General features: G+C 66.8%; 31 protein-coding genes and 1 riboswitch. Of the genes, 12 read left to right on the top strand and 19 right to left on the bottom strand.

Translation table 11 applies throughout. From position 1 onward, the window contains the following. Window positions 1–11 precede the first annotated feature (11 nt). Window positions 12–461: a cache domain-containing protein gene (locus tag G3545_RS27430; protein ID WP_170017467.1), complete on the top strand. Its 450-nt coding sequence runs from the start codon at window positions 12–14 to the stop codon at window positions 459–461. Between the two features lie 67 nt (window positions 462–528). Here the strand turns inward: G3545_RS27430 and fliJ are convergent, their stop codons facing one another. Continuing rightward, window positions 529–924, bottom strand: coding sequence for a flagellar export protein FliJ (fliJ, locus tag G3545_RS27425; protein ID WP_170017466.1), 396 nt, complete (start codon window positions 922–924; stop codon window positions 529–531). A 537-nt stretch (window positions 925–1,461) separates the two neighbouring features. Between fliJ and G3545_RS27420 the strand changes: the two genes are divergently transcribed. After that, entirely contained in the window at window positions 1,462–2,163 is a 702-nt protein-coding gene (locus G3545_RS27420; protein WP_170017465.1) for a response regulator transcription factor CtrA, read from the top strand. A gap of 205 nt (window positions 2,164–2,368) precedes the next feature. Here the strand turns inward: G3545_RS27420 and G3545_RS27415 are convergent, their stop codons facing one another. The 6 genes from G3545_RS27415 to G3545_RS27390 form a co-directional block, all read right to left on the bottom strand. Continuing rightward, window positions 2,369–2,752 carry a DUF305 domain-containing protein gene (locus G3545_RS27415; RefSeq protein ID WP_170017464.1) on the bottom strand — a complete coding sequence of 128 codons (384 nt, stop codon included), beginning with the start codon at window positions 2,750–2,752 and terminating at the stop codon, window positions 2,369–2,371. An 83-nt stretch (window positions 2,753–2,835) separates the two neighbouring features. Continuing rightward, entirely contained in the window at window positions 2,836–3,213 is a 378-nt protein-coding gene (locus tag G3545_RS27410) for a hypothetical protein (protein ID WP_170017463.1), read from the bottom strand. Between the two features lie 163 nt (window positions 3,214–3,376). After that, the gene (locus G3545_RS27405) at window positions 3,377–3,742 is read right to left on the bottom strand and encodes a response regulator (protein WP_170017462.1); all 366 of its coding nucleotides are present in this window, start codon (window positions 3,740–3,742) and stop codon (window positions 3,377–3,379) included. A 13-nt stretch (window positions 3,743–3,755) separates the two neighbouring features. Further along, window positions 3,756–4,253: a chemotaxis protein CheW gene (locus tag G3545_RS27400; protein ID WP_170017461.1), complete on the bottom strand. Its 498-nt coding sequence runs from the start codon at window positions 4,251–4,253 to the stop codon at window positions 3,756–3,758. Window positions 4,254–4,269: 16 nt separating this feature from the next. Next, window positions 4,270–5,043 carry a chemotaxis protein CheW gene (locus G3545_RS27395; protein WP_170017460.1) on the bottom strand — a complete coding sequence of 258 codons (774 nt, stop codon included), beginning with the start codon at window positions 5,041–5,043 and terminating at the stop codon, window positions 4,270–4,272. Window positions 5,044–5,325: 282 nt separating this feature from the next. After that, window positions 5,326–5,991 (bottom strand): histidine phosphotransferase family protein, encoded by a 666-nt coding sequence (locus G3545_RS27390; protein WP_170017459.1) that lies wholly within the window; start codon window positions 5,989–5,991, stop codon window positions 5,326–5,328. Between the two features lie 134 nt (window positions 5,992–6,125). Here G3545_RS27390 and cysQ point away from each other — a divergent pair, with 134 nt between their 5' ends. The 3 genes from cysQ to G3545_RS27375 all read left to right on the top strand — a co-directional run bounded on the left by cysQ (window position 6,126) and on the right by G3545_RS27375 (window position 9,141). Continuing rightward, the gene (gene cysQ / locus G3545_RS27385) at window positions 6,126–6,980 is read left to right on the top strand and encodes a 3'(2'),5'-bisphosphate nucleotidase CysQ (RefSeq protein ID WP_170017458.1); all 855 of its coding nucleotides are present in this window, start codon (window positions 6,126–6,128) and stop codon (window positions 6,978–6,980) included. Between the two features lie 170 nt (window positions 6,981–7,150). Beyond that, a complete protein-coding gene (locus tag G3545_RS27380; RefSeq protein ID WP_170017457.1) occupies window positions 7,151–7,720 on the top strand; it encodes a DUF1134 domain-containing protein in 570 nt (189 codons plus the stop codon). 170 nt (window positions 7,721–7,890) lie between these two features. Continuing rightward, entirely contained in the window at window positions 7,891–9,141 is a 1,251-nt protein-coding gene (locus G3545_RS27375) for a hypothetical protein (protein WP_170017456.1), read from the top strand. A gap of 235 nt (window positions 9,142–9,376) precedes the next feature. Here the strand turns inward: G3545_RS27375 and G3545_RS27370 are convergent, their stop codons facing one another. Then, complete coding sequence (locus G3545_RS27370; protein ID WP_170017455.1) at window positions 9,377–10,078, bottom strand: DUF2865 domain-containing protein; 702 nt, start codon at window positions 10,076–10,078, stop codon at window positions 9,377–9,379. 280 nt (window positions 10,079–10,358) lie between these two features. Here G3545_RS27370 and G3545_RS27365 point away from each other — a divergent pair, with 280 nt between their 5' ends. Together G3545_RS27365 and G3545_RS27360 are read left to right on the top strand one after the other, a co-directional pair. Then, window positions 10,359–11,729 carry an SAF domain-containing protein gene (locus G3545_RS27365; RefSeq protein WP_170017454.1) on the top strand — a complete coding sequence of 457 codons (1,371 nt, stop codon included), beginning with the start codon at window positions 10,359–10,361 and terminating at the stop codon, window positions 11,727–11,729. Window positions 11,730–11,919: 190 nt separating this feature from the next. Next, window positions 11,920–12,465 (top strand): DUF2087 domain-containing protein, encoded by a 546-nt coding sequence (locus tag G3545_RS27360; RefSeq protein WP_170017453.1) that lies wholly within the window; start codon window positions 11,920–11,922, stop codon window positions 12,463–12,465. A gap of 110 nt (window positions 12,466–12,575) precedes the next feature. On the opposite strand, the gene G3545_RS27355 is transcribed toward G3545_RS27360, so the two are convergent. The 6 genes from G3545_RS27355 to G3545_RS27330 form a co-directional block, all read right to left on the bottom strand. Then, the gene (locus tag G3545_RS27355) at window positions 12,576–13,190 is read right to left on the bottom strand and encodes a thiamine phosphate synthase (protein WP_170017452.1); all 615 of its coding nucleotides are present in this window, start codon (window positions 13,188–13,190) and stop codon (window positions 12,576–12,578) included. Between the two features lie 2 nt (window positions 13,191–13,192). Beyond that, window positions 13,193–13,969, bottom strand: coding sequence for a thiazole synthase (locus tag G3545_RS27350; protein WP_170018302.1), 777 nt, complete (start codon window positions 13,967–13,969; stop codon window positions 13,193–13,195). A gap of 39 nt (window positions 13,970–14,008) precedes the next feature. Beyond that, entirely contained in the window at window positions 14,009–14,206 is a 198-nt protein-coding gene (thiS, locus tag G3545_RS27345) for a sulfur carrier protein ThiS (protein ID WP_170017451.1), read from the bottom strand. After that, window positions 14,184–15,197: a glycine oxidase ThiO gene (thiO, locus tag G3545_RS27340; RefSeq protein ID WP_170018301.1), complete on the bottom strand. Its 1,014-nt coding sequence runs from the start codon at window positions 15,195–15,197 to the stop codon at window positions 14,184–14,186. The genes thiS and thiO overlap by 23 nt, the downstream gene beginning before the upstream one ends. Before the next feature lie 80 nt (window positions 15,198–15,277). Then, window positions 15,278–15,408, bottom strand: a riboswitch (TPP riboswitch). Window positions 15,409–15,483: 75 nt separating this feature from the next. After that, on the bottom strand, window positions 15,484–17,787 hold the full coding sequence (locus G3545_RS27335; RefSeq protein ID WP_246702586.1) for an MHYT domain-containing protein: 2,304 nt from the start codon (window positions 17,785–17,787) through the stop codon (window positions 15,484–15,486). A gap of 235 nt (window positions 17,788–18,022) precedes the next feature. Further along, window positions 18,023–18,214 carry a DUF3008 family protein gene (locus G3545_RS27330; RefSeq protein WP_170017450.1) on the bottom strand — a complete coding sequence of 64 codons (192 nt, stop codon included), beginning with the start codon at window positions 18,212–18,214 and terminating at the stop codon, window positions 18,023–18,025. Window positions 18,215–18,421: 207 nt separating this feature from the next. Between G3545_RS27330 and G3545_RS27325 the strand changes: the two genes are divergently transcribed. After that, a complete protein-coding gene (locus tag G3545_RS27325; protein ID WP_170017449.1) occupies window positions 18,422–19,153 on the top strand; it encodes a phosphatase PAP2 family protein in 732 nt (243 codons plus the stop codon). On the opposite strand, the gene G3545_RS27320 is transcribed toward G3545_RS27325, so the two are convergent. After that, entirely contained in the window at window positions 19,137–19,427 is a 291-nt protein-coding gene (locus G3545_RS27320; RefSeq protein ID WP_170017448.1) for a hypothetical protein, read from the bottom strand. The genes G3545_RS27325 and G3545_RS27320 overlap by 17 nt on opposite strands. 219 nt (window positions 19,428–19,646) lie before the next feature. Here G3545_RS27320 and G3545_RS27315 point away from each other — a divergent pair, with 219 nt between their 5' ends. Beyond that, window positions 19,647–19,859 (top strand): hypothetical protein, encoded by a 213-nt coding sequence (locus G3545_RS27315; protein WP_170017447.1) that lies wholly within the window; start codon window positions 19,647–19,649, stop codon window positions 19,857–19,859. Continuing rightward, window positions 19,860–20,516 (top strand): lysozyme inhibitor LprI family protein, encoded by a 657-nt coding sequence (locus tag G3545_RS27310; RefSeq protein ID WP_170017446.1) that lies wholly within the window; start codon window positions 19,860–19,862, stop codon window positions 20,514–20,516. On the opposite strand, the gene G3545_RS27305 is transcribed toward G3545_RS27310, so the two are convergent. Together G3545_RS27305 and G3545_RS27300 are read right to left on the bottom strand one after the other, a co-directional pair. After that, window positions 20,517–21,083 carry an alpha/beta hydrolase gene (locus tag G3545_RS27305; RefSeq protein ID WP_170017445.1) on the bottom strand — a complete coding sequence of 189 codons (567 nt, stop codon included), beginning with the start codon at window positions 21,081–21,083 and terminating at the stop codon, window positions 20,517–20,519. A gap of 154 nt (window positions 21,084–21,237) precedes the next feature. After that, window positions 21,238–21,636 (bottom strand): MAPEG family protein, encoded by a 399-nt coding sequence (locus G3545_RS27300; RefSeq protein WP_170017444.1) that lies wholly within the window; start codon window positions 21,634–21,636, stop codon window positions 21,238–21,240. Window positions 21,637–21,718: 82 nt separating this feature from the next. Between G3545_RS27300 and G3545_RS27295 the strand changes: the two genes are divergently transcribed. After that, a complete protein-coding gene (locus G3545_RS27295) occupies window positions 21,719–22,234 on the top strand; it encodes an NUDIX hydrolase (RefSeq protein WP_170017443.1) in 516 nt (171 codons plus the stop codon). A gap of 57 nt (window positions 22,235–22,291) precedes the next feature. On the opposite strand, the gene G3545_RS27290 is transcribed toward G3545_RS27295, so the two are convergent. Both G3545_RS27290 and G3545_RS27285 read right to left on the bottom strand, forming a co-directional pair. Next, the gene (locus G3545_RS27290) at window positions 22,292–22,699 is read right to left on the bottom strand and encodes a DUF1236 domain-containing protein (RefSeq protein ID WP_170017442.1); all 408 of its coding nucleotides are present in this window, start codon (window positions 22,697–22,699) and stop codon (window positions 22,292–22,294) included. Between the two features lie 112 nt (window positions 22,700–22,811). Next, window positions 22,812–24,047 carry a multidrug effflux MFS transporter gene (locus tag G3545_RS27285; RefSeq protein WP_246702585.1) on the bottom strand — a complete coding sequence of 412 codons (1,236 nt, stop codon included), beginning with the start codon at window positions 24,045–24,047 and terminating at the stop codon, window positions 22,812–22,814. Between the two features lie 212 nt (window positions 24,048–24,259). Between G3545_RS27285 and G3545_RS27280 the strand changes: the two genes are divergently transcribed. Next, entirely contained in the window at window positions 24,260–25,162 is a 903-nt protein-coding gene (locus G3545_RS27280) for an SDR family NAD(P)-dependent oxidoreductase (RefSeq protein WP_170017441.1), read from the top strand. Window positions 25,163–25,261 lie beyond the last annotated feature (99 nt).

Genomic DNA, 25,261 nt, shown 5'->3' with positions numbered 1-25,261 from the left:
GGGAGGCGGCAATGTGGAAACACATCATGGCCTGGGCGGTGCTGACGCTGGCGCTCGCCGGCAGCGCATCGGCGCAGGGCCAGTTCGGCACGGCGGCGGAAGCCAAGGCCATGCTGGAGCGGGCGGTCACCGCCCTCAAGGCGGACCAGAAGGCGGCGCTGGAGAAATTCCGCAAGCGCGCCGACGGCTTCGGCGACCGCGACCTCTATGTGTTCTGCAACGGCGCGGATGGCGCAACCTTGGCGCATCCCGATCCGGCGCAAGCGGGAAGCAACCTCAACACCTTGAAGGATGCCGCCGGCAAGCAATTCGGCAAGGAAATGCTCGCGAAGGCCAAGGAAGGCCAGATCACCGAGGTCGATTATGTATTTCCGCGGCTCGGCGAAACCAAGCCGGTGGCCAAGGAGAGCTATGTAACCAAGGTCGGCACGCTGATCTGCGGCGTCGGTTTCTACAAATAAGCAGCTTCTGCAAATAGATCTGTCAGCGTGGGCGGTGCCCGCGCATCGGCCCTGCGAGGCTGGAAGCTCAGATCGTCGCGCCGTGACGCAGCCGCGCGGCACCGGCGCGGGCGATCTCCACCGGCGTCTCGGTGCGCTCGCGCTCACCCAGCGCCTCGACCTTGCGCAATTCGTCCATCGCTGCGTCGAGCGCCTCGCGGGCTTCGTCGAGTTGCTGCTTCAATTCGTCGGCCGAGCGCTTGAGATTGTCGCGGCGCGTCGCGGCGGCACGGGCATAGGTCGGATAGGCGAAATGATTGGGGTCGGAAATGCCCGAGCGCTGCTGCTCGGCGGCGATCTCGCGATCGAGATCGGTGGCCATGCGCTCGAAATCGGCGATCATGGTCTCGATCTGCACGAAGTGCCGACGCTTTTCTTCGGCCTGGAACCGCTTGAGGCGGGCGAGCGTGTCACGGGATTTCATACGGCTGATACTCCGATACTCAGGTTAGCATCCGGTTGCCGCATTCATTCCAATTTGCCGCATCGCCGTGCCGACCTGCACCATCCTTACGCGACGGCACGACATCATCATCGCAAGGACAGGTTGCCGCTTCCTTACCCCACGCCGGCCGGATGCCCGTCTGTTCCACCTTTCTTCGAGTTGGCAACGAGATGGAAACGATTTGTTTACCGGCTCCGTTAATGATCGTGTCACGTCCGGTGCATTCTGGCGACGCGCGTGAAAAGGCGAGTCGCAAGATTCACTTAGGCCCAATCGTTAAGACGTGACTCAAAGTCTGGGGTTGCCAAAATCTTTTTCCGATACAGGCGCTTGCGGTAAGACTCGAACATATTTTCGCGTTTCCGCTTGTGCAGGGGAATCAGGTTTTGTTACCTCTATTCTATTGAGTGTCGAATCGGTGTGCCAAGCCGGGCGCGGGGAAGAGCAACGCTCGGGCCGGTGTGGCCAACGTGTGTTTTGACCCCTTAAAGGCCGTGGCGAGGGAAGGGGATTGGCATGCGCGTCTTGCTCATCGAGGACGACCGCGCGACCGCGCAGAGCATCGAATTGATGCTGAAGTCCGAGAGCTTCAACGTCTATACGACGGATCTCGGTGAAGAGGGCGTCGATCTCGGCAAGCTCTATGACTACGACATCATCCTCCTCGACCTCAATCTGCCCGACATGTCGGGCTATGATGTCCTGAAGGGATTGCGCGTCGCCAAGGTGAAGACGCCGATCCTCATCCTCTCCGGCCTCGCCGGCATCGAGGACAAGGTGAAGGGCCTCGGCTTCGGCGCCGACGACTATCTCACCAAGCCGTTCCACAAGGACGAGCTGGTCGCCCGCATCCACGCCATCGTGCGCCGCTCCAAGGGCCACGCCCAGTCGGTCATCCAGACCGGCGACCTCATCGTCAATCTCGACACCAAGACGGTGGAAGTCTCCGCTGCCCGCGTGCACCTGACCGGCAAGGAGTACCAGATGCTGGAGCTCCTCTCGCTGCGCAAGGGCACGACGCTGACCAAGGAGATGTTCCTCAATCATCTCTATGGCGGCATGGACGAGCCGGAGCTGAAGATCATCGACGTCTTCATCTGCAAGCTGCGCAAGAAGCTCGCCAATGCCTCCTCCGGCCGCAACTATATCGAGACGGTGTGGGGCCGCGGCTATGTGCTGCGCGAGCCCACCGACAGCGAGGAACGCATCCCGGCCTGAGCCGCGCCTTCCGGGTTCGCCGGACAGAAAAACCCCGCCGCGAGGCGGGGTTTTTGTTTTGGCGGACGGGAGCGTCACTCGGCTGGAACATCCTTCGAGGCTCGCTAACGCTCGCACCTCAGGATGACGTGGTGCAATTAATTGCGACGTCATCCTGAGGCGGCGGGGCAACGCCCCGGCCTCGAAGGACGTTGAAGCAGATCGACTACTTCCCCTGCTTCGCCAGCCAGGCCTTCAGGAAGGCGATCTCGCTTTCCTGTGCCTTGATGATCTCCTCGGCGAGCTTCCTCATCTCGGCATCCTTGCCGTATTGCAGCTCGATCTTCGCCATGTCGATCGCGCCCTGATGGTGCGGGATCATCCCCTTGGCGAAGTCGATATCGGTGTCTCCGGTGAAGGGCATCGTCATGCCCTGATGCATGCGGGTATTGGCCCGCTCGAACGCCTCGGATGACGGATTCGCCGCAGCGCCTTGCTGCATATGGCTGCTGTGGTCCATGCCGGGCATGTTCATGGTCTGCGCGGACGCGGCAGCGCCGGCGAGCGCCAGCGCCAGGATGCCGAGCACGGCGGAACGGATGATGGTCATGATTGTCGTCTCCTGAATGAAGGATGCGCCGCTGCACTCCCGCCCGATGAAGGCGGAGCAACGCGGCAGGGATCGTCGGGGTTTCAGGAGATGGTTCGCGGCGGCGGCACCGGGATCGGCAGGGCGAGTCCGGTCAATGCGGACGCCGCAGGACCATCCCATGCCGCGACGCTCCGCGCCGGCGACAGGATCGGCCCCTCCCCCGCCGGCGCGATGACGAGGCAGGCCAGCGCGCAGCACAGATGGCCGACAGCCGGTTGCGGCGCGGTGCCGTGACGATGTTCGCCGCGGGCGGCGACCGGCCCATCCGCCGCGTGCAAGGGCGTCCGCATCTGTTCATGGCAGGGCATGTCGCGTCCGGCACTGAGCGCGGTCGCGAATGCCGGCGCCGCGAGTTCGCCGCCGAGCGCCAGCAAGGCCAGCACCAGCAGGAGGCGAGACAGGAGGGGGAAGCGGGCCATGCGCGTCATGAGCGGAAGTGTAGCATGCGCATTCCCTGCTCGTCGTCATCCCGGCCGGAGCGAAGCGCAGAGCCGGGATCGCGCGCCGATTATGCGCCCCTTTCGGCACGCGATCCCGGATCGGCCTGACGGCCGTCCGGGATGACATCGGGGGACAAGAAAATCAGATCAGCCCGACCTGGTGCAGCTTGGCGCTCAGCACTTCGCGGTCGAAGGGCTTCAGCAGCGTATCGTCGGCCCCGGCATGCATGGCGCGGGCGATCACCGCGAGTTCGTTCTCCACCGCGCAGAACACCACCTTCGGATGGTCGCCGCCCGGCATGGCGCGCAGCGCGCGCAGGAAGTCGAAACTGTCCATCGCCGGCATGCTCCAGTCGAGCAATATGCCGTCGGGCATGTGCCGCCCCACCTGGTCGAGCGCCTGGCGTCCGTCGGCAGCCTCGGAAACGGTGAACCCGTGGCCCTCGAGGATGTGGCGGACCACCTTGCGAATGACGCTGGAATCGTCGGCGACGAGGCAGGTTTTCATGGAAGCCGCCTCCTCAAGCGGATTGCCGGTCGCCGCGCGTCAATGCGGGGCCGCTGATGCGCTCGGCTTCAGTGAGCAGGCAGGCCACGTCGAGCCGGACAAGCGTTCGGCTGCCGTGCGGATGGACGCCGTTGGCGAACCGGCCAAGCAGCGTCGGTGGTGCCGTCTCGGCGCCGGAGTGATCGAGCCCGGCCATGCCCTCAATGTCGTCGACCAGCAGCGCGTAGAAGCCGCCATTGCTCTCCAGCCCGACCGCGACAGGGGAGCGGGCCGGCGGCGGGCCAAGCTCGGGAAACATCTGCCGAAGGTCGATCGCCGCGGCGGCACGCCCGCGCAGATGGCAAAGCCCGGCAATGCCGTCGGGCGCCAGCGGCAGAGCGAGGATGCGCTCGGGGATGAACAGCTCGACCACCTCGTCGGCGGGTATAGCCAGCCATATCGGACCGAGCTCGGCGACGACGTGCGGCACCGTCGCACCAGCCGTATCCGAGCGGACCGTCGAAGCATCCATCTATGTCGTCACCTTGTCAGGCCGCCAATGTCTTGCGCTGCGCCAGCGCCGCGATGAGCGACGCAACGTCACCCGCGAGGATAGCGCTGTCGAAGCCGTTTGGCACGCGCGGCAATGCAGCGGCACTGCAGGCGATGAGGCGGACGCCGTCGCGCGGCTCGATGGCCTCCGCGGCGAAGGCATCGAGATCGAGCACGATGGTATCGAAGCGCCGCCCGGAGAGCCGCGCCGCGCGCGGATCCTCCGCGAGCGACACTTCATGGCCGAGACGGCGCAGCAGCGTACGCAGGCGGTCGCGCGGCGCTCCCGCAGGCGCCACGACCAGCGCCCGGGGGCCCGGCTCCGCAACTTCCGGCGCGCTCTCGCGCAGGATGCCGGTGGGGATCTGCAACAGGATCGCCCGTTCGCCGGCCGGCAGCACGGCGATGCCGGCGACGAGCGCTGCCTGGCGTGCCGGCGCCTCTGGCACGGTGGCGGGCATGGCGCGCAGTTCGGCGAAGGTGATGACCGGTTCGGCATCGAGCAGCACCGTGCCGCGCACGCGGCCGGCCTCGCCGACCAGCAGCAGCGACCCGGCGCGCAACTGGGCGGGCGCGCCTATGCCGAGCCGGCTCGACAAGCGCAGCAAGGGCAAGCCGCTGGCGCCGAGCACGCCGGTCTCGGCAAGGCGTGCCAGACGGCGCAGGCGGTCGCCGTCAATGACAAGCTGCTCCACCACGCCGGCAGTCGGCAGCGCGAAGCGCATGCCGTCGAGGGCGAAGACCAGCACCTCGGTAACAGGACGGCTCATGATGATCCATACGCGCCGGCAACACGGAACAGGCGGCACGCGCCGGCAGGACGCACCGCCGCGAGTGTCGGCGAAGCCGCGTTAACGTCTGCTGAAACGGTATTGGACTCTACGCCGATATCCCGCACTTTCCGCAGCGGCTGGGCCGAGGTTGTCCTGCGTGAGCATGCTTCGAGGCTCGCTGCGCGAGCAGCTCAGGATGACGTGGTTCCTTAGGCGCAACGTCATCCTGAGGTGCCCGGCAAAGCCGGGCGACGAAGGATGCTCGAGCCGAGCCTGCCCTCACGCCACGCTGTCGGCGGTCGCCGGCGCGGCGAGGATGGCGACGCCTTCGCCATCGAGCGCGAGCTTGATCTCGACGCCGACGGCGCGGGCCAGCAAGCCGGTATAATGCGGCTGCACCGCATGGGCGTCGATGCTGCCGCCTTCGCTCGCCGCGCCGTCCAGCAGGCCCTGCAGCTGCGGCGGGATGCGCGCGCTGGTGCCTTCGGTGCGCAGCTTGAAGCCGGCGGCCTCGCCCTCGCCGACCGGCTCCACGGTGATGGTGCCGCCGCGCGGGATGGTGGCGCCGGCGACCATGAGCAGGTTCAGCAGCAGCTTCACCCGGTTCTTCGGCAGGATGGCGCGCGGCACTAGCCAGTTCAGCGTGGTGCGGTCATCCTGGATGAAGCCCTTGGCCACCTGTTCGGCATCGCCGGTGTCGATCTGCGCCCCCGCCGAGCCCGAAGCGCCGAAGGCGAGCCGGGCGAATTGCAGACGGGCGGAAGCCTGCCGCGCACTCTTGGCGATGAGGTCCAGCGCGAACTCGCGCATGCTCGGGTCGTTGTCGTCCTCGAGCACTTCGATCCCGTTGACGATGGCGCCGACCGGGCTGATGACATCATGGCACACACGCGAGCACAGCAGCGCGGCGAGGTCGAGACTGTCGAGGTCGATGGCGGTCGTCATCGGATTCCTGTCGAAAACATGGGCAAGGAGCAGCAGCGCGAATCGCGCAAAGGGTGCGGCCGGCACACGGCTTGTGATACACCGCCGCCACCGGCAGTCCAACTCGGCAGCGCCGGCAGCGGCCGAACCTCACCATGCCCCTTGATACATCGCACACCGACGCAGCACTGATCCCCGCCCCCTCCTCCGCCACGCGCGATCCCGCGCTGCTGATCGGCCTCGCCGAGGCGGCGCTTGCCGCGGGCGCGGTGGTGATGCGCATCCGCGCCGAGGGCTTCGAGGCCGGCACCAAGGCCGATGAGAGCCCGGTCACCGCCGCCGACCTCGCCTCCGAGGAATTGCTGCGCGCGCGCCTCGAAAAGCTGCTGCCCGGCGTGCCGGTGATCGCGGAGGAAGCGGTGTCGCAGGGCCGCGGCGAGACCCCGGGCGCCACCTTCCTGCTCGTCGATCCGCTTGACGGCACCCGCGAATTCATTGCCGAGCGCGGCGAGTTCACCATCAATATCGGCCTCGTCGAGGATGGCGTGCCGACGCTCGGCGCGCTCTATGCGCCAGCGGTCGAACGGCTCTATGTCGGCGGACCCGAGGGCGCCTTCCGGGCCGACCTGCATCCCGGCGCAACGGCCGAGCGCCAGCTCTGGCGTCCGATCGGCTGCCGCATCGCACCTGCGAGCGACCTCATCGCGGTGGCGAGCCGTTCGCATCTCGACGCCGATACCGAGCGCCTGCTCGATGCGCTCGGCATCAAGGAGCGCGTCAGTTGCGGGTCCGCGCTGAAACTCGGCCTCGTCGCCGAGGGCCTCGCCGACATCTACCCACGGTTGTCGCCGGTGTGCGAATGGGACCTTGCGGCCGGCCACGCCATCCTGCGCGCCGCCGGCGGCAGCGTGACCCGGCCGGATGGCGTCCCCATCGCCTATGGCCGCACCAATGAGCGCTACATCGTGCCCGCCTTCCTGGCGCGGGGCCGCATCGCCGCTGCGGCATGAGCGCAGACCGGGCATAAGGGCAACATCGCCCGGCTTTCGCGCGGTCCGGCAACGCCGCGCCTTTCCAAGGTCGCACTCCGTGTTATTGATTACCGGGAGTCGGGCGGCGACGGCAGCGTCACGTCCGGGGCCCACGCCCATTTCCCGTGAAGCCATTTGTGAGACGCCAAATGCCGAAGCTGCGCTCCTTGATCGCCTGCCTCGCCCTCCTGGTGCTGCCTTTACTCGCCGTTCCGGCGAGCGCCCAGCAGCAGCCGGGCGCCTATTCCCAGGACGAACTGGTCTCGAAGGGCCACGGTTTCTTCGGTGAGGTCTCCCGCGGCCTGGCGCTGTCGATCGAGCGGGCCTACGGCAAATGGGGCCAGCCCAACGGCTACATCCTCGGCCAGGAAGGCTCCGGCGCCTTTGTCGGCGGCCTGCGCTACGGCGAGGGCACGCTCTATACCCGCAACGCCGGCGACATGAAGGTGTTCTGGCAGGGCCCGTCGCTCGGCTGGGACTTCGGCGGCGACGGCGCGCGCACCATGATCCTCGTGTACAACCTGCGCTCGATAAACGACATCTTCCGCCGCTTCGGCGGCATCTCCGGTTCGGCCTATTTCGTGGCCGGTTTCGGCATGACCGCGCTCGCCGCCGACCCGATGGTGGTGGTGCCGATCCGCTCCGGCGTCGGCGTGCGCCTTGGCGCCAATGTCGGCTATCTCAAATTCACGCCGACCGCGACCTGGAACCCCTTCTGACGCATTTCTAGGTTTTGCTGCAAACGGCCGGGAGCCATCCCGGCCGTTTTGACGTTCCCAGGCCACTTTCCTGTGCAGCTTTTCGCGTTGAATATCGGTTTTTCGCGCTAAGCTTGTCCCCAAGGTTCATGTTCCCTACGGTTCCTGCGTATTCGAGGTGAGACATTCGCATGATCTTGGCGATCATGTATTCCGCATTGGGCTTCCTGCTCGCGACGCTGCTGGCGCTGCTCATCCTGCCGGCGGTGTGGCGGCGTGCCGTGCGCCTCACCACCAAGCGGATCGAGGGCGCCATCCCGGTGTCGATGGCCGAAATCCAGGCCGACAAGGACCAGCTTCGCGCCGAGTTCGCCATGAGCGCACGGCGGCTGGAGCATGATGCCGACCTGCTGCGCGAGCGCACCGTGACGCAGTTCGAGCAGCTCTCGAAGCAAGGCGCCGAGCTCTTCCAGCTGCGCACCGAGCGCGACGCCGGCATTGCCCGCATTGCGGAGCTGGAAACTGCCAATACCGGCTTCGCCGAGGTCTCCTTCCGCCATGTCGACGAACTGGCGGAGCGCGACGGCGCCTTCGCTGCGCTCAGTACCGCCCACGGGACGGCGCAGCAGCACCTCGCCGCCATGATCGACCGGTTCAATGAGGCGACGAGCCTGTCCGACAGTTTGCGGGTCGAGAATGTCGCTCTCACCGCCGAGGCCGACGGCCTACGAGACCAGATCGCCGATCTGCAGCGTGAGTTCGCCGCGACCCAGGCGCTGCTCGGCGACGATCGCGGCTCGCTGCGTCAGGCGATCGAGACGCTGGGCACCGAGCGCCTGCGGGCCGAAGAACTGGGCGGACGGCTGACCGAGGTCGAAGCCGCGCTTGCCGCCAGCCGCACCGAGGCCGAGGCGCTTGCGCAGCACGTCGCTGCGCTGGAGGCCAAGGCTTCGGAGCTTTCCAACCGCGCCGGGGGCAGCGAAGACGCGCACCGCGCTGCGCAGGCCGAGCTCGCCCGCATCGCTGGCGAAGCCGCGGCGGCGAAGCAGGAGGCCGACGGTGTCGCCCGGCAGTTGCGCGATTCCATCGAGATGCTGCGGGCCGAGAAGACGATGCTGGAAGGCGCCCTCACCCAGGTGCGCGAGGATCGTGCCCGGCTGAGCAGCGCGCTTGAGACCCGCCCGGCGGAAGCCGCCAACGGGGCCATCGCAGCCGAACCAAGCGCCGCGGATGCCATGCTGCGCGATCGGCTGAGCGACATCGCCGCCGAGGTGGTGCACATGACCGCGGTGCTCGAAGGCCCGGATTCCCCGATCCGGGCGATACTGGCGGCGAACGACGAAAACCGGGAGAGCGACGAGGCCACCGGTCCGACGACGGCGCCAACGGCCCCGACCCTTGCCGACCGCATCCGCGCCATCCAGAACCGCGCCCGGCGCTGAGGCTCACGGCACAGCGAGCCGCGTCATCCTGAGGTGCGAGCCCACGGGTCTTGCCTTTGGCAAGCCCGAGGACAGGCTCCGCGAGGCTCGAAGGATGCTGAACCAGTAGGCGTTTGATCGGGGACGGGTATCCTTCGAGGCTCGGGCGTTGCCCGAGCACCTCTGGATGACGTGGTTCTTTTCGGAAGTGCATTTTCGGTGGCAGGCGGGTTACGCAGTTGAACGCAGCCCGACCTCACAACCCCGGCGCGGCGGCCGTGGCGGTGGCCGGGCCTTGTGCCAGGCCGGACGCCATCTCCAGCGCCTCGATCTGCCGGCGGGTCGCGGCCGGCAATTTGCGGTCGTCGACCGCCGAGGTGAATTCGCGCTCGCGATGCGGTAGCGCCTTGTCGCCGCGGAACACCATCACGCCGTTCGCGGTGACGACGAGATCGCCGGCCTTCAGCGTCGGATCGTCCATCACATCCATCGGCGCGACGCCCATGGTGCTGCTGGTATTGCAGGTGCAGCTCGGGCTGATCTCGGTGCGATAGGCATAGGCGTGTTCGAGCGAGGAATAGGCCGCCCCGTCCTTGGAGCGGGCGGCGTCGATGCCGGCCTCGCGGTCATAGGAGGTGAACACCTTGGTCGGCGAGGCCGGGCAGAAGCTGTTGCAGCGCTCGACCGCCACCTCGTGGGTGGAGGAGGACACGCCGGTCAGCGGAAAATAGCGCCCGTCACAGGTGCGCACGCAATAGACGACGCCACCCCCACCGCTGGTGCGCGGACGGCGCGGCGTCACCGTGATGGAGAGCCCGTCCCGGTCCGGCATAGCTGGTGCATAGGACATGGGCGCTGAGGGGCGCGGCCGCAGCCAGTCGCCCCGCAGGAAGCTGATAAAGGGATTTTCCGCGGCGGCAGGTGCCGCGAACAGCATGATGCCTGCAAGCACGGCCACGAGCGCACCAAGTGCGCGAAATCTCGACAGTCGCATGATGCCAGCCCCCGACCACCAATGAGCTTAGATGATGCCGCGGCAATGAAAACCGCAGTCTCGCCGATTGGTTTCCGCACTCTTGCCCTTTTTTGCTGAATTACGCCGTAACGAGCTCTTCATCTTTTGTTCATATGTGGGGCAACGGTTCCGGCTTTCCGTAGCGGCGTGCTCGATTACACTGCCTACCGCGACGACAAGCGCCGGAAAGGCGCATCCGAGGAAACGCCAAGGACGCCACACCATGAATCTCGCCCGCATGCTCAAGGCCCGCGCCAGCGCGGGCAATCCGGTTCGCGTGGGGCTGATCGGCGCCGGCAAGTTCGGCTCGATGTTCCTGTCGCAGGTGCGCACCGCGCCGGGCCTGCATCTCCTCGGCATTGCCGATCTCTCGGTTGAGCGCGCCCGCGCAGCGCTGGTCCGGACCGGCTGGGACGCGGACGCGGCGATCGCCAGCTCATTCGACGAAGCACTGCGGACCGGGCGTACCATGCTCACGCAGGATGCCGAGGCGCTGATCGCGACCGGCGGGCTCGACGTCGTGGTGGAAGCCACCGGCAATCCCGCCGCCGGCGCCCGCCATGCCCTCAGCGCCATCGCCAATGGCCGCCATATCGTCATGGTCACCGTCGAGGCCGACGTGCTGGTCGGGCCATTACTGGCGGCGCGGGCAAAGGCGGCCGGCGTGATCTATTCCATGGCCTATGGAGACCAGCCGGCATTGGTCTGCGACATGGTCGACTGGGCGGAGACCTGCGGCTTCCGCGTCGTCGCCGCCGGCAAGGGCACGAAATATCTGCCGGCCTATCACCGCTCGACGCCGGACACGATCTGGGACTTTTACGGCCTCACCGCGGAAGAGGCGGCGCGTGGCGGCATGAATGCGCAGATGTTCAACTCCTTTGCCGACGGCACCAAATCCTCCATCGAGATGGCCGCCATCGCCAATGCGACCGGGCTCGCGGCGCCCTCCGACGGCCTGCTGTTTCCGCCCTGCGGCGTCGACGATCTCGCCACTATCCTGCGGCCCAGGGCGCATGGCGGTGTCCTGGAGCGCACGGGCATGGTCGAAACCGTCTCCAGCCTCGAGCGCGACGGCCGCCCGGTTTTCCGCGACCTGCGCTGGGGCGTCTATGTGGTGTTCGAGGCCGACGAGGCGCCGAGCGGCGACTATGCCCGCCGCTGCTTCAGGGAATATGGCGTGCTGACAGACGCCTCCGGCCGCTACACCGCGCTCTATCGCCCCTATCACATGATCGGGCTGGAGCTCGGCGTCAGCGTCGCCGCAGCCGCGTTGCGCCATGAGGCTACCGGCGTCGCCGAGCAGTTCAATGCCGACGTGGTGGCCGTGGCGAAGCGCGACCTCAAGGCCGGCGAGACGCTGGACGGCGAAGGCGGCTTCACGGTGTGGGGCAAGCTCTTCCCCGCCGCGACCTCGCTCGCCCGCGGCGGCCTGCCCATCGGCCTCGCCCACGGCGTGACGCTCAATCGCGACATAAGCGAGGGCGAGATCGTCGGCTGGGCGGATGTCGCCGTTCCCGACAACGACACGGTGCGTCTGCGCCGCGAGATGGAACGTCAGTTCGGCGCCGGCTGGCTGACGGCGGCCGAGTAGCGGGGGTCTGGACTTGTCCGCCTGCCGCCGGTAGATACACGCCACGGTCTGCAGTTCACCGAGGCGTTGCCGCCCCGCGAGGGGAGCTAAACCTGCACCTCTACCGATGACCCGCACTTGTCCTTGTGCCGAGTCGCAAGACGGCAACCTCGACGATCCTCAACGGAACGGCGCACATCGAGGATAAGTCATGCCCAGGCTCCAACTGGCCTATGAGGTCGCGGACATTTCCGCCCTCGCCCGCTCCCTGCGCGATGGTCTCGGCAAGCTCGAACGCATGCCGGGCCATGTCGAACTGCTGAACCTGCTGGCCCGCGCGGCCGGCTTCCGGAACTTCCAGCACTACCGCGCCGACGTGGAGTTCCGTCAGCGTCCAGGCGATCCGCCCCTGCCCCAGCCGGCGCCCGATCACGCCCGCTGCGCGAAGGCGATGCGCCTGTTCGACGGCGACGGACGCATTGTCCGCTGGCCGACCCGGCGGAACCAGCAGCTCCTGTGTCTGTGGGTGCTGTGGTCGCGGATTCCAGCCCGCGAAGTCTTTGCCGAGCGGCAGGTCAATGACCTGATGAACCGCTGGCACCATTTCGGCGACTACGCCCTGTTGCGCCGGGAGCTGATCGGTCTCGGCCTGATGCGGCGCACGCCCGACGGGCGCGAGTATGCCCGCATCGAGCAGAAACCACCGCCGGAGCTCGGCGTGCTGCTGGCAAGGCTGCGCGAGCGAGGGGCGGGGTGAAGACGCCGACCTGCTTGCACCATCATGGCCGGGCTTGTCCCGGCCATCTCGGCCTCTGATGTATTGTCGGGAATCGTCATCCCCGGCGCGAGGCCGGGGATGACGGTCATTCACGCCGGCTCGCGGGTCGCCAGCACCCATTCGCGGGCGCGCGCTTCCGGGTCGGCGTTGAGCAGCACGTCGGTCACCACCGCAACGCTGTCGGCGCCGGCCTCGAAGCAGCCGGCGGCGCGCTCGATGGTGAGACCGCCGATCGCCACCAGCGGCACCTCCCCTACCCGCTCCTTCCAGGCGCGGATGCGCGCCAACCCCTGCGGCGCCCACTTCATCGCCTTCAGGATGGTCGGGTAGATCGGGCCGAGCGCCACATAATCGGGCCTGGCGAGCAGCGCGGTCTCCAGCTCCGCCTCGTCATGCGTGCTGAGGCCGAGCTTCACGCCGGCGCTGCGGATCGCCGGCACATCGGCCTCGGCGAGGTCCTCCTGGCCGAGATGCACGTAGTCGCAGCCAAGCTCGATGGCGAGCTTCCAGTAATCATTGATGATGAGCTGCGCACCATAGCGGGCGCACAGTTCGCGCGCCTCCGCAATCTCGTGGCGCAGCGCCGCCTCGTTGATGTCCTTGGCGCGCAGTTGCACCAGCTTCACGCCCTGCGGCAACAGGCGCGGCAGCCATGAGGCACGGTCGACGATGAGGTAGAAGGGGTCGAGAAGCTTGTCGGCCACTATCAATCTCCCAACACCGCACGGCCCATGACCGGGGTGGACGGCGCCGCCATGTCGCGCACTTCCATCGGATCGGCAAGCACCGCCTCGCGCCCGGCCTCGATGGCGCGGGCGAAGGCGCGCGCCATGCGCACCGGATCGCCGGCCTTGGCGACCGCGGTGTTCAGCAGCACCGCGTCATAGCCCATCTCCATCGCCGCCGCGGCATGGGAGGGCACGCCGATGCCGGCATCGACCACCATCGGGATGCCGGGGAAATGCGCGCGCAGCGAACGCAGGCCGTAAGGGTTGTTCAGCCCGCGGCCGGAGCCGATCGGCGCGCCCCACGGCATCAGTACCTCGCAGCCGGCTGAGACCAGCTTCTCCGCCACCACGAGGTCCTCGGTGGTGTAGGGGAACACCTGGAAGCCGTCGCGCGACAGGATGCGCGCCGCCTCGACCAGGCCGAACACGTCGGGCTGCAGCGTGTCGTCCTCGCCGATCACCTCCAGCTTCACCCAGTCGGTGCCGAACAGTTCGCGCGCCATCTCCGCAGTGGTGACGGCTTCCTTCACCGTCTTGCAGCCGGCGGTGTTGGGCAGCACCTTCACGCCGAGCTCGCGGATCAGCGACCAGAAGCTCTGGCCGGCTTTGGAGGCCCCGGATTCGCGGCGCAGCGACACGGTGACGATCTCCGCGCCGGAAGCCCGGATCGCCGCGGCGAGAATCGCCGGCGAGGGATATTGCGCGGTGCCGAGCAGCAGCCGCGAAGTCACCGCGGTGCCGTAGAACTCGACCATGTCTGGCTTGGGATTGAGTGCGTCCATTCTTGCGTCCTCTCAGCCGCCCTGCATGGGGGCGAGGATTTCCACGCGGTCACCTTCCGCGATCGGCGTGGCGTCGCGCTTGACCGCACGCACCATGGCGCCGTTCAGTGCCGTCGCTACCTTGGCATCGCCGAGCTCGAGTTCGACGATGAGTTCGGCGAGCGTGCGGGCGCCGGTCTGCGACGCCTCACCATTCACGACGATGTTCATCCATCACCTCCGGGAAATGGGCCCCGTCGAACGCCACCTCCGCCGCCCGTCGCGCCAGCGCGGGAGCCAGAAGGAAGCCGTGGCGGTAGAAGCCGTTGACATAGATGGTCTGCCCACGTTTGCGGATGCGCGGCAGATTGTCGGGAAAGGCCGGACGGACATCGGCGCCGATCTCCACCACCTCGGCCTCGCCAAACGCCGGGTGCAGCGCATAGGCGGCGGACAGCAGCTCCAGCATGGAGCGGCCGGTGACGCGGCCGCGCTCGTCATTCTCGATCGAGGTGGCGCCGATCATGAAATGCCCGTCGCCGCGCGGCACCACATAGACCGGGATGCGCGGATGCAGCATGCGCACCGGGCGCTTCAAGGCGATCTCGCGGGTGAACAGCACCAGCATCTCGCCCTTGACGCCGCGGAGATCAGCAAGCTGGTCGCGGGCGGCAATACCCCGGCAATCAACGGTGATGTCGCTCTCGCCGGCGCGGCCGGCTTCGGCATCCAGCCCGTTCTCCTGATAGATGATGGCGACGCCGAGTTCGTCGGTCAGCTTGCGTGTCAGCGCGGCGAGTGCCTTGCGCGGCTCGAGATGGGCTTCGGTGGGAAAGAACAGGCCCTGGTCGAAGCGGCCATCGAGATCTGGCTCCAGCGCGCCGAGCTTCTCGCCGTCGATCCATTCGAAACCCTCGGTGCGCCGGGCGAAGCGCCGCAGATCCGGCAAATCGCGCGGCTGCGCCAATACCAGGCTGCCCTCCAGCGGCACGTCGGGAACCTCGGCGCGCCAGTATTCGAGGGATTCGAAGCCGAGTTCCGCGACCAGCGGCTCCGCGCTCTCGCGCTCGCACCACGGCGCCAGCATGCCGCCGGCGTACCAGGAACAGCCCTGCCCCGAGCCGGGATTGCGCTCCACCACGGTAACCTTCGCACCACGTCTGGCGAAGGCGTGGGCGCAGGTCAGGCCAGCGACGCCGGCGCCGACCACGGTCACACGCATGGCGTTGTCGCCGTCCCAGCGCCCACGCGGCAAGCTCTCCCGCGCGGCCTCGGTCGCGGTTTCGTCATATGCAATGTTCGGAGACGTCACTCGCTCCTCCCTCCGCCAGTCCAAACTGGATCAGGTTCGAAGGGTCGCCATGCCGCTTGCGGAATTTCCGCTTGCGCCGATGGCCTCTCAGCCTCCTGACGAGGCTCCCCTGGACGATTTCGATATAGTCCTTCCCCGGCGCGATGTCACCGTGCCGTCAATAATATTCACGGGCGCAAATAGCCGCGAACGAATGTCAGGCGTGGCGCGGCTGCAGCGTCACCACATTGCCGCGGCGGCTGCGCGCCGCCGACGTCACGGCCCGCTCCAGGCTGTCGCGGCTGAACGGCTTGCCAAGCCGCAGCAGGTCCGGATCGGCGCCTTCGGGCAATTCGGCATAGCCGGTGCCGAGCACCACCGGCAGATTGGGCCAGCGCGCCTTGATCGCCGCGGCAAGCTGTACGCCGGTCATGCCCGGCATCGCCTGGTCGGTGAGCACGACGTCGAAGGTCCGGCCGGATTCCAGCAATTCCAGTGCCTGCATGCCGGTGGAGGCCTCCGCGGTGGCATAGCCGAGGTCCTCCAGCATGGCAGCGGTGGAGGTCAGCACCAGAATGTCGTCATCCACCACCAGCACCGAACTCACGCCCTGCGGCACCGGCGGTGCCTCGGGAACCAGCGCCACCGGTGGCACGACTTCGGGCCGGACGCCGGCGATCGGCAGCCAGATCTCTGCCGTGGTCCCCTCGCCCACCTGGCTCTTGAGCACCAGCCGGCCGCCGGACTGCGCGGCGAGGCCGTGCACCATGGCGAGCCCGAGCCCGGTGCCCTTGCCGACGCCCTTGGTGGTGAAGAACGGCTCGGTGGCTCGGGCCAGCGTCGCCCGGTCCATGCCCGGCCCGTCGTCGCTGACCGAAAGGCAGAAATAATGCCCGTTCGCCAGGCCGCTGCCGTCGCTGCCCTCGGAGGCGTCATTGGCGACTTCCTCCTCGCGCGCCGCGATCACGATGGAGCCGCCATTCGGCATGGCGTCGCGCGAATTCACCGCAAGGTTCAGCAAGGCGAGTTCGAGCTGGTTGGCGTCGACGCGCGCCCGCGCCAGGCCGAGCGGAAAGCGCGTCTCGATGCGCACGCTCGGACCGATGGAGCGGCGCAGCAGGTCCGCCATGCCGAGCACGAGGTCGGGCACATCCACCGGCTCTGGCTTCAGATCCTGCCGGCGGGCGAAGGCGAGCATGCGCTGCGTCAGCGCCGCGCCGCGCTGGGCGCCCTGGATGGTGTTGTCGATCAGCCGGAGCAGGCGCGCATCATCCGGCGCGCGCTTGCGGGCAAGCTCCAGATTGCCGAGGATGACCGCCAGCAGATTGTTGAAATCATGGGCGATACCACCCGTCAGCTGGCCGACGGCCTCCAGCTTCTGCGCCTGCCGCAGCGCCTCTTCGGCGCGTCGGCGCTCGGTGACATCGATCAGGCCGCACAATGTGCGGAGGATGTTGCCATCATCATCGCGCTCGGCAACGGCGGAGAGAATGCAGTCGAACACCCGCCCGTCCTTCGCCACCAGCCGGTATTCCGCCTCGCGCAATTCGCCGCTGGCGAGCAGTCGCGGCCAATGCTCCTCATTGCGCTGCCGGGTGGAATCCGGCGTCATGAAGTCGGTGATCGGATGGCCGATGACGTCCTCGCGCTCATAGCCGAGCAGCGCCAGCCAGCGATCGCTGACCTGCTCGATGCGCCCGTCGGGGCCGAGCGAATGCAGTGGCAGCGGCGTCTTGCGGTAGAGGAAGCGAAAGCGCTCCTCGCTCTCGCGCAGCACGATAGCCTCGCGATCCGCCAGTGAGGCGAACCGCCGGTCGTAGATCGCCGCCATGGCTGCCGCGCACAGGATCACGAAGGTGGCGGCGGTCACCCCGACGACGAGTTGCACACTGCCGACCAGCGCGGGCTCGACGGCGAGGTGGTCAGCGGGATGCATCTGGAAATCGGTGCCGAAGATCGCGACATAGTGCATGCCGGAAATGGCAATGCCCATGGCGACAGCGGCGGCGAGCTTCTGACCCAGCGAATGCGTGCGAAAGGCGAGCCACAGTGCCGCCGTGGACGCGCCGATCGCGATCAGGATGGACAGCACCACATAAAACGGGTCGTAGCTCAGGCGCGCGCCGACATGCATCGCCGCCATGCCGGTATAGTGCATTCCGGCGATGCCGAACCCCATGATGACGCCGCTGAGGGCGATCAAAGGCAGCGTTACCTGGTCGCGGCTGGCGACATAGAACCCGAAGCCGGTGGCAAGCAGCGCGATGATGAAGGAAAGCAGCGTCAGCTGGACATCATAGGTGGCCGGCATCACCGCGCTGAAGGCCAGTATGCCGACGAAGTGCATCGACCAGATGCCGCCGCCGAGCACGAGCGCGGCAGCGCCGAGCCAAGCCCTGCGCCCCCAGCCGTCAGCGTGGCGGATGCGCCCGGCAAGGTCGAGCGCAGTGAAGGACGCCGCCATGGCAATGAGGATCGACAGCGCGATCAGCGATGGGCTTTGGGAGCCGAGCGTGCTCACGGCCGCGGCTCCGGACGCGCGTACGGTTGCGGGCGGGCGCACTTTTCGGGGCGGGCGGACATGGCAACTCGACGCTCGAATGCCCTCGATCACGTTTCATGAAACGTAATCGATTCCAAACAGACGGAGCATGATGTTATCCGAAAACCGCTTCGCACTTTTCGGCATCATGCTCCGGACGCCCGCTAAAATGACTCAACTCAACCCCTAAGGAAACCGTTTCGCCTCAGTGGTCTTAATGGCCCTTCGCAACGTGTTCGGGCTTGCCCTTGCGCTTGGTCGAGGCGAGTTCGTCAAGCTGCTTCTCGCTCATTGATTCATACATGCCCTTCGAGGCGCCCTTGAGCGCGCTCTTCGGCTCTTCGCCGCGCTTGGCGGCGAGCGCCGCGCCCGCCGCCTTCTGCTGCGCCTTGGATTTTGCCGGCATGGCCGACCTCCGATCAGGATGAAGCCCTAGTGCAGAAAGCCGAACAGCCACAGACCGAGGATGATCGGCAGGGGAATTCCGAGAAGCCAGAGAAGTCCGCCCTTCAGCATGGTCGCCTCCATTGTGTGCCATCACTGAAACCCCACGCTCTGGACTTTGGTTCCGCACGCATTACGAAATGATCCTGAGATTAGATTCGGAGAGAACATGGTGCGCCCGGCGCGATGGCTGCCCGCCTCGATCACTGCAGAATCCGGCACGCTGGTCACGCTGCTCGGCGCGGCAAGCGCGCTGTTCGCCTTCGCGCTGATCGCCGAAGACGTGCTGGAGGGTGAAACCCACGGCTTCGACGAGCGGCTGCTGCGGGCTTTCCGCAATCCGAACGACCTCGCCGATCCGATCGGTCCGCCCTGGTTCGAGATCATGATGCGCGACATCACCAGCCTGGGCTCGACCACGGTGCTCACCATCGTGACGCTGGCGGCGGTGTTCTATCTCGTCATGGACGGCAAGCGCGCGAGCGCCGCGCTCGTCGCCATCGCGGTGTCAGGCGGCGCGCTGCTGACCTATGTCCTGAAGTTCGGCTTCGACCGTCCGCGCCCCGATCTGGTGGCCCATCTCGTCGAGGTCAGCACGCTCAGCTTTCCGAGCGGGCATGCCATGGGCTCCGCGGTCACCTATCTCACGCTCGGCGCGCTGCTGGCGCGCACCCAGCCGCGCCGCCGTATCAAGATCTATGTGCTGACCGTCGCCGTGCTGCTGACGCTGATGGTCGGCGTCAGCCGGGTCTATCTCGGCGTGCACTGGCCGACCGACGTGCTGGCCGGCTGGTGCGCCGGCAGCGCCTGGGCCTTGATCTGCTGGACCGTTGCGCTCTGGCTGCAACGTCACGGCGACATCGAGCCGACGCCGTCCGAAGAGGTCACGCCGCCCGCTTGACCGGATGGTGGCCGTCATCGCCACCGGTGAGACCGCAAGCTCCTGCCCAGCGGCAGAAGGCCAGCCACGCGGCATCGACATCGGCCGGCGAGCGCGCCTCCTGCATCTGCGCGCACAGCCGCGCCGCCTGCTCGCCGCAGATGTCGGCGCGAAGTGAACGCAGCAACTCGACAGCGCTGCGCAGCGAGCGGATCTCGATGCGCTCAATGCCCACCGTGACCACGATCCGGCGGGAGGTGTGCGGCTTTTCGGGCAGCTTGGCGTTGATGTTCATTGTCCTACCCTGCTTTTGGGCGCGCGAACCGAACCGGGCGCACCGTCGGGAACCCCACACGCGAAACGTTGCAGCCAATCGCGAGTTCCCGGGCAGCTACGGAATTAATCTTCGCGCCCTAGCGGCATTTTCGCGCCACGCGGCAAAGCTCGCGCTATCATCGAAATTTCACGGAACGGAAAAAACCGTGACACATAAGAGACGCAGGAGGAAAGCCTGATGCTGAGCCGCACCAATGAAGGCCATCTCATTCCGGAAATGGGCGTGATCGAAACCGTCGAATCCGACAACATCCTGCGCTGGGATGGCGCGGTGCTCTATGTCGAGCAGGACGTGTATCACAATGGCCAGGTCGTCCATCGCAAGTACAAACGCCGTGTGACCAAGGAGGTCGCGCAGGCGATCCTCGCGATGCTGGCGGAGAAGATGTGAATGCGCCTTGGCCTGCTCCTTGCCATCTCCATCCTCGTCGCGCTGGCCTCGCCAGGTATGGCGCAATCCGGTGCGCCCCAGGCGCCCGATTGCAGCAGCGCCCTCAATACGCCGGCGATGAACGCCTGCTACAAGGCAGCGCATGACACCGCGGACGCCAGGCTCAACGAGCGCTACAAGACGCTGATGGCCCGGCTCGGCAAGGATGACCAGGAGAGGCTGCGCGATGCGCAGCGGGCGTGGGTGGCATTCCGCGACAAGCAATGCGCCTTCGAGACCGCGTCCTATTCCAACGGCTCGATCTATCCGCTGCTGGTCACGAACTGCCTTACCGAGCTGACGCAGCAGCGCACCGCAACGCTCGACCACTATCTCGACTGCCCGAGCGGCGACACCAGCTGCGTGCCGCTGACCCAAGCGGCGGCACAACCCGCTCCGGCGGCCACGCCCGCAGCTGCGGGCGACAACGCTCCCTGCCGTCAGACCGCAGGCGCGGCGAAGGCCCAGCAATATGTGCAGCAATGCACCGAGGTATCGCCGGCGACCCATCCGCCTTGCAATGCGCAGAATGCGTGCAGCCTCATCACCGACGAGATCAAGCGCGGCTGCGCCATGATCGGCGCCGGCGCACCGGCCTTCTGCGCCTCCTACAAGTAATCAGACCCGGGCGAGCAGCCCGCCAAGCAGCAGCAGCCCGGCCGGCCACACGCCGAGCCGGGCGGCGCTGCCGATATGGCCGAGTTCGCCGACATCGGCGAAATCCGCGCCCCAGGCATAGGCAAACGCCCGCGCCTGCGGGAAGGTGACGCGCGGATCGTCCCGGCTCGCCGCGACCAGTGCGGGAAACGGCAGCTTGCCGAGCGGCATCGGAGCGAAGCTGCGCACGATGTCGAAGGACGGGTCGGGATCATCGACATTGGTCGGGGCGGCAAGGAACGCCGCCGCCACCTTCGCCACCTGCTCAGGCCCGGCGGCAGCGGCCCAGCGAAGGATGGTCGCCACCGCAACCGAATGGCCGATCAGCACCACGCGCCGCGGCGCGCTCGCCACCACAGCGTCGAGCCGCCCGGTCCAGGCGGCGACATCCGGACGGCTCCAGTCTTCCTGCAGCACCCGGCTCGAGTTCGGCAGGGCGCCGAGCCAATGCGACTGCCAATGTTCGGCCGGCGCATTCTCGCGGCCGGGAACGACGAGGAAATCGAGCGTGGAGAGATCGATGGCCATTGGACACCCGGACATCAGACATGCAGGGTATAGCCCTTTCCGTTCGGATGGAATCATCCGAACGACAAGAAGGTGCTCTAGATTCAATAGCCTGGAGCCTATCCTGATCGCAAAGGCGGTCCCACTTTTGTGGGATAAGCTCCAGGGCCGCCCGTCACGCTGGCAGAAGTATCGCCAGCAATAGCAGACCGAGCCCGGAGAGCGATATCAGCCAGGCGGCGGAGCGCACATAGGCTATGCCAAAGGCGTAGAGCGGCACATAGGCGATGCGCGCCGCGAGATAGAGCCAGACACCCCAGAGCGTGAGCGTGCCCTCACGGCCGGCGACATGGGCAATGAGCACCGCGGTCGCGAACAATGGCAGCGTTTCGAACAGGTTTGCCTGGGCGCGCCGCAATCGCCCGGTGACGGCGCCGACCGGCGGACCCGGCTCGTCACGCGGACCCGCATTGTAGGCAATGCCGGTTTCCCTATGGCGAAGCAGCGCCGGAAGGACTATTTGTATGAGCGCAAGCATGAGCGTTAGCGCCAGCACGGTAAGTTCCGTCGACATGCGGTTTGAAACCTCATTTTTAGGCGGATAACGCACCGAATTTTCTACGGAACATAAAGGAAGGCCGTATATTTCTCCCATTATGGCGAAGTCGAGCACCAAGAAAAAACGCCTCTCGGACGGCCGGCCGCTACAGCAGTACGCGGCGCTCCCTTACGTGCGCAACGAGGACGGCGAGATCGAGATCCTGGTGATGAGCTCGCGCGAGACAAGGCGCGTGGTCATTCCGAAGGGCTGGCCGATACGCAATCGCAAGAGCTGGAAGACCGCGGAGATCGAGGCCCGGCAGGAAGCCGGCCTGGTCGGCGAAGTCGGCCATCGCAGCATCGGCAAATACCAGTACTGGAAGCGGCTGCCCGCGAGTTTCGTACTGGTGAAGGTTTCGGTTTACCCGCTGCGCGTCACGCGTCAACTGACCGACTGGCCTGAAAAGCACGAACGCACCCAAAGCTGGATGGCGCCGCAGGATGCCGCGACGCTGATCGACGAAACCGAGCTTGGCGATCTCATCCTCGAATTCGCCCGGTCCCTCGACACCAAGCCGAAAGCCGCGACACGCCGGCGCCGCCAGAGCAGCGGCGCTCAGCCAAGCGCGTAGCCCCCGGGTCGGCCAAACAACGGCCGACCCGGGCAGCAGGCCTCCTGAAAGGGATGCTTATTCGATGATCTGGACGACCCTATGGGTGCCCGGATCCACCAGCACCGTGCGATTGTTCACGACGGTGTAGCGGTAGCGGGTCGCGCCATATTCGCGCGGCACCTCGTAATAGCGCACGCCGCTCCGCGGCAATTCTGCGCCGACCACGACCTCGCGGTCATAGCTGTAGGACGGTACGTGCTCTTCCACCACATAGGTGTGGAAGCGGCTACGATGGTCGTCGGCGATCCCGCCGACTATGGCGCCGCCGACGCCACCCACGACAGCACCGACCGGGCCGCCGATGATGGCACCGCCGACCGCACCGGTGGTCGCGCCGGTAGCCGCGCCCGCGCCGTCCTGGGCGCTGGCTGCGACCGGGATGGCGATAAGCATGGCACCGGCAAGAATGATCTTCCGCATCATGGTAGTCTCCTGTCGCCCCAGGCATCCGTGACTGCGGTCGTCAACGTGTCGGGCGGCGGTCCGTTCCCCCTTCGCAACCATCGGAGATTATGGCGGAAATCTGTCTCCCGCTTCAGGGATGATGATGCGCCCGGAACAGCCGCCCGCGCTCGGCATAGAGCACCAGCACCAGCGCGAGGGCGCCGAAACTGGCGAAGCCGATGCTGAGCGGCAGCGTGGTGCCGTCGAATTGCTGGCCCACCAGGAAGCCCAGCACCGCCCCACCCGCGGTGCTGACGAAGCCGAGCAGCGAGGACGCGGTGCCGGCGACGTGGCCGACCGGCTCCATCGCCATGGCGTTGAAGTTCGAGGCGACGAGGCCGAAGCAGAACATCAGCGCCGCCTGCATGATGGCGAAGCTCCAGATGGTCTCGATCCCCGCGAGGACGATGACCAGATGCAGCATCGACACTCCGATATAGCCGAGCAGCGCGGCATGGGAGACCCTGCGCATGCCGAGCCCACCGACGATGCGGGCATTCAGCAGCGAGGATAGCGCCATGAACACCGCGATCATCGCGAAGACGGTGGTGAAGAGGTGCGAGGCGTGGAAGGCGTCCGCGAAGATCTGCTGGGCCGAATTGATGAAGCCGAACAGCCCGCCCATCACCAGGGTCATGGCGAACATGTAGCCGATGGTGACGCGGCTTCGGACCACCGCCATGAACGCATGGCTGATGCCGGCGAACGAGATCGGCACGCGGTCCTGCGGGTGCAGCGTCTCCGGCAGCCGCAGCACGGTCCAGGCGATCAGCACGGCGCCAAACAGCGTGAGCAGGCCGAAAATGGCACGCCAGGGTGCCACCAGCATGATGAGCTGGCCGATCGAGGGGGCAAGGATCGGAACCGCGAGAAAGACGATGAAGGCGAGCGACATCACCCGCGCCATCTGCCGCCCGCTGTAGCAGTCGCGCACGATGGACATTGCGAGCACGCGCGACGCCGCGGCGCCGATGCCCTGCGCCGCCCGCGCCGCCATCATCACCGCGAACGAGCCGGCAAAGGCCGCCACCACGGAGGCGACGACATAGATGGCGAGCCCGCACAGCAGTACCGGCTTACGGCCGAAACGGTCGGACAGCGTGCCATAGATGATCTGCGCCGCGCCGAAGCCGAGCAGATAGGCGGTGACCACGAACTGGGTGTGATTGGCGGTATCGATGCCGAGCGCGTGGCCGATCTCGGGCAGCGCCGGCAGCATCGAATCGATGGCCATGGCATTCGCCATCATCAGCACGGCGATGTAGGCGACGAACTGCCGGAACCCCATCCCGGGATGGGGGTTGGCCGAAGGAGCGGAGACGGACATGGTGGCTTTCTGAGCGGCGGAAGGCGGCCGGCACGAAGGATCCGAAGCGGCGCTTTATGAAGGAGAACGAACAGGCGCCCTATTGGCAAGAAGACGCACCTTCGCGCAAATCCGCGTGGCACGCCCCGACGACAGGAATCCTGGCCTTACCCCTGTGCGGGGCGGTATCAGCCCTTATGTTCCTCTACAGGATGTCAGAAAAGAGAACCCACATGCCGCTAACCGCCCTCGCCGCTTCCAAAGTCGCCGTCGTCACCGGAGGCGCCTCCGGCATCGGGCTGGCAGCGGCCAGGCGCTTCGCGCAGAAGGGCATGAAGGTCGCCATCGCCGACCTGCCCGGCGCGGCGCTCGATGCGGCGCGCGACAGCCTCATTGCCGCCGGCGGCGGGCGCAGCGGCGAGGTGCTCGCGGTGCCGACCGATGTCAGCCGGGTGGAAGAGGTGCAGCGGCTGCGCGACACCGTCACCGCGGCGCTCGGCCCGGTGAACGTACTGATGAACAATGCCGGCGTGCAGCCCGGCAGCGCCCTGTTCGGCCCGCCGGAGAACTGGACACGGGTCATCGCCGTCAATCTGTGGGGCGTCGTCAACGGCGCGCAGGTCTTCGCCCCCGGCATGGTGGAGAGCGGTGAGCCGGGCCTCATCATCAATACCGGCTCCAAGCAGGGCATCACGACGCCGCCGGGCGACCCGGCCTACAACGTCTCCAAGGCGGCGGTGAAGGCTTTCACCGAGGCGCTGGAGCACGAACTGCGCAACACCACCGGCGGGCGGGTGCATGCGCATCTGCTGATCCCGGGCTTCGTCTTCACCGGCATCACCGCCCGTGGCCGCGCCGAGAAGCCGGCCGCCGCCTGGACGTCGGAACAGACCGTCGACTTCATGCTGAAGAGCCTGGAAGCGGGCGACTTCTACATCCTGTGCCCGGACAATGATGTCGACCGCCGGCTCGACGAGCGCCGCATCGCCTGGGCGGCAGGCGATCTCATCGAGAACCGCCCGGCTCTGTCGCGCTGGCATCCCGACTATGCGGAGAAGTTCGCCGCCTTCGTCTCCGAGGCGAAGCGCGACGAGGGCCTCCAGGTCGCAGCGCTCAACGCCTCGAACGACGACTGAGCCGCCTTAGAGCATTTCCCGATCAGATGGAATCATCTGATCGAAGAGGAATTGCTCCAGTCTATTGAATCTAGAGCACTCATCTGTCGTTCGGATGGT

The sequence above is a fragment of the Starkeya sp. ORNL1 genome (assembly GCF_012971745.1).
Lineage (GTDB): Bacteria > Pseudomonadota > Alphaproteobacteria > Rhizobiales > Xanthobacteraceae > Ancylobacter.
The sequence above is the reverse complement of the archived record's forward strand: the minus strand, read 5'-3'. Positions and strand labels throughout refer to the sequence as shown.

Bases quoted from the DNA above. Each gene is read 5' to 3' on its own strand.
- G3545_RS27405 (WP_170017462.1), bottom strand. From the start codon at position 3,742: ATGAAAACCTGCCTCGTCGCCGACGATTCCAGCGTCATTCGCAAGGTG.
- G3545_RS27315 (WP_170017447.1), top strand. From the start codon at position 19,647: ATGCTGAGCCGCACCAATGAAGGCCATCTCATTCCGGAAATGGGCGTG.
- cysQ (WP_170017458.1), top strand. From the start codon at position 6,126: ATGCCCCTTGATACATCGCACACCGACGCAGCACTGATCCCCGCCCCC.
- G3545_RS27325 (WP_170017449.1), top strand. From the start codon at position 18,422: ATGGTGCGCCCGGCGCGATGGCTGCCCGCCTCGATCACTGCAGAATCC.
- G3545_RS27300 (WP_170017444.1), bottom strand. From the start codon at position 21,636: ATGTCGACGGAACTTACCGTGCTGGCGCTAACGCTCATGCTTGCGCTC.
- G3545_RS27320 (WP_170017448.1), bottom strand. From the start codon at position 19,427: ATGAACATCAACGCCAAGCTGCCCGAAAAGCCGCACACCTCCCGCCGG.
- G3545_RS27330 (WP_170017450.1), bottom strand. From the start codon at position 18,214: ATGCCGGCAAAATCCAAGGCGCAGCAGAAGGCGGCGGGCGCGGCGCTC.
- G3545_RS27410 (WP_170017463.1), bottom strand. From the start codon at position 3,213: ATGGCCCGCTTCCCCCTCCTGTCTCGCCTCCTGCTGGTGCTGGCCTTG.
- G3545_RS27415 (WP_170017464.1), bottom strand. From the start codon at position 2,752: ATGACCATCATCCGTTCCGCCGTGCTCGGCATCCTGGCGCTGGCGCTC.
- G3545_RS27430 (WP_170017467.1), top strand. From the start codon at position 12: ATGTGGAAACACATCATGGCCTGGGCGGTGCTGACGCTGGCGCTCGCC.
- thiO (WP_170018301.1), bottom strand. From the start codon at position 15,197: ATGCGTGTGACCGTGGTCGGCGCCGGCGTCGCTGGCCTGACCTGCGCC.
- G3545_RS27280 (WP_170017441.1), top strand. From the start codon at position 24,260: ATGCCGCTAACCGCCCTCGCCGCTTCCAAAGTCGCCGTCGTCACCGGA.
- G3545_RS27305 (WP_170017445.1), bottom strand. From the start codon at position 21,083: ATGGCCATCGATCTCTCCACGCTCGATTTCCTCGTCGTTCCCGGCCGC.
- G3545_RS27285 (WP_246702585.1), bottom strand. From the start codon at position 24,047: ATGTCCGTCTCCGCTCCTTCGGCCAACCCCCATCCCGGGATGGGGTTC.
- G3545_RS27420 (WP_170017465.1), top strand. From the start codon at position 1,462: ATGCGCGTCTTGCTCATCGAGGACGACCGCGCGACCGCGCAGAGCATC.
- G3545_RS27365 (WP_170017454.1), top strand. From the start codon at position 10,359: ATGAATCTCGCCCGCATGCTCAAGGCCCGCGCCAGCGCGGGCAATCCG.
- G3545_RS27360 (WP_170017453.1), top strand. From the start codon at position 11,920: ATGCCCAGGCTCCAACTGGCCTATGAGGTCGCGGACATTTCCGCCCTC.
- G3545_RS27290 (WP_170017442.1), bottom strand. From the start codon at position 22,699: ATGATGCGGAAGATCATTCTTGCCGGTGCCATGCTTATCGCCATCCCG.
- G3545_RS27400 (WP_170017461.1), bottom strand. From the start codon at position 4,253: ATGGATGCTTCGACGGTCCGCTCGGATACGGCTGGTGCGACGGTGCCG.
- G3545_RS27395 (WP_170017460.1), bottom strand. From the start codon at position 5,043: ATGAGCCGTCCTGTTACCGAGGTGCTGGTCTTCGCCCTCGACGGCATG.
- G3545_RS27375 (WP_170017456.1), top strand. From the start codon at position 7,891: ATGATCTTGGCGATCATGTATTCCGCATTGGGCTTCCTGCTCGCGACG.
- G3545_RS27390 (WP_170017459.1), bottom strand. From the start codon at position 5,991: ATGACGACCGCCATCGACCTCGACAGTCTCGACCTCGCCGCGCTGCTG.
- G3545_RS27380 (WP_170017457.1), top strand. From the start codon at position 7,151: ATGCCGAAGCTGCGCTCCTTGATCGCCTGCCTCGCCCTCCTGGTGCTG.
- fliJ (WP_170017466.1), bottom strand. From the start codon at position 924: ATGAAATCCCGTGACACGCTCGCCCGCCTCAAGCGGTTCCAGGCCGAA.
- thiS (WP_170017451.1), bottom strand. From the start codon at position 14,206: ATGAACATCGTCGTGAATGGTGAGGCGTCGCAGACCGGCGCCCGCACG.
- G3545_RS27310 (WP_170017446.1), top strand. From the start codon at position 19,860: ATGCGCCTTGGCCTGCTCCTTGCCATCTCCATCCTCGTCGCGCTGGCC.
- G3545_RS27295 (WP_170017443.1), top strand. From the start codon at position 21,719: ATGGCGAAGTCGAGCACCAAGAAAAAACGCCTCTCGGACGGCCGGCCG.
- G3545_RS27350 (WP_170018302.1), bottom strand. From the start codon at position 13,969: ATGGTCGAGTTCTACGGCACCGCGGTGACTTCGCGGCTGCTGCTCGGC.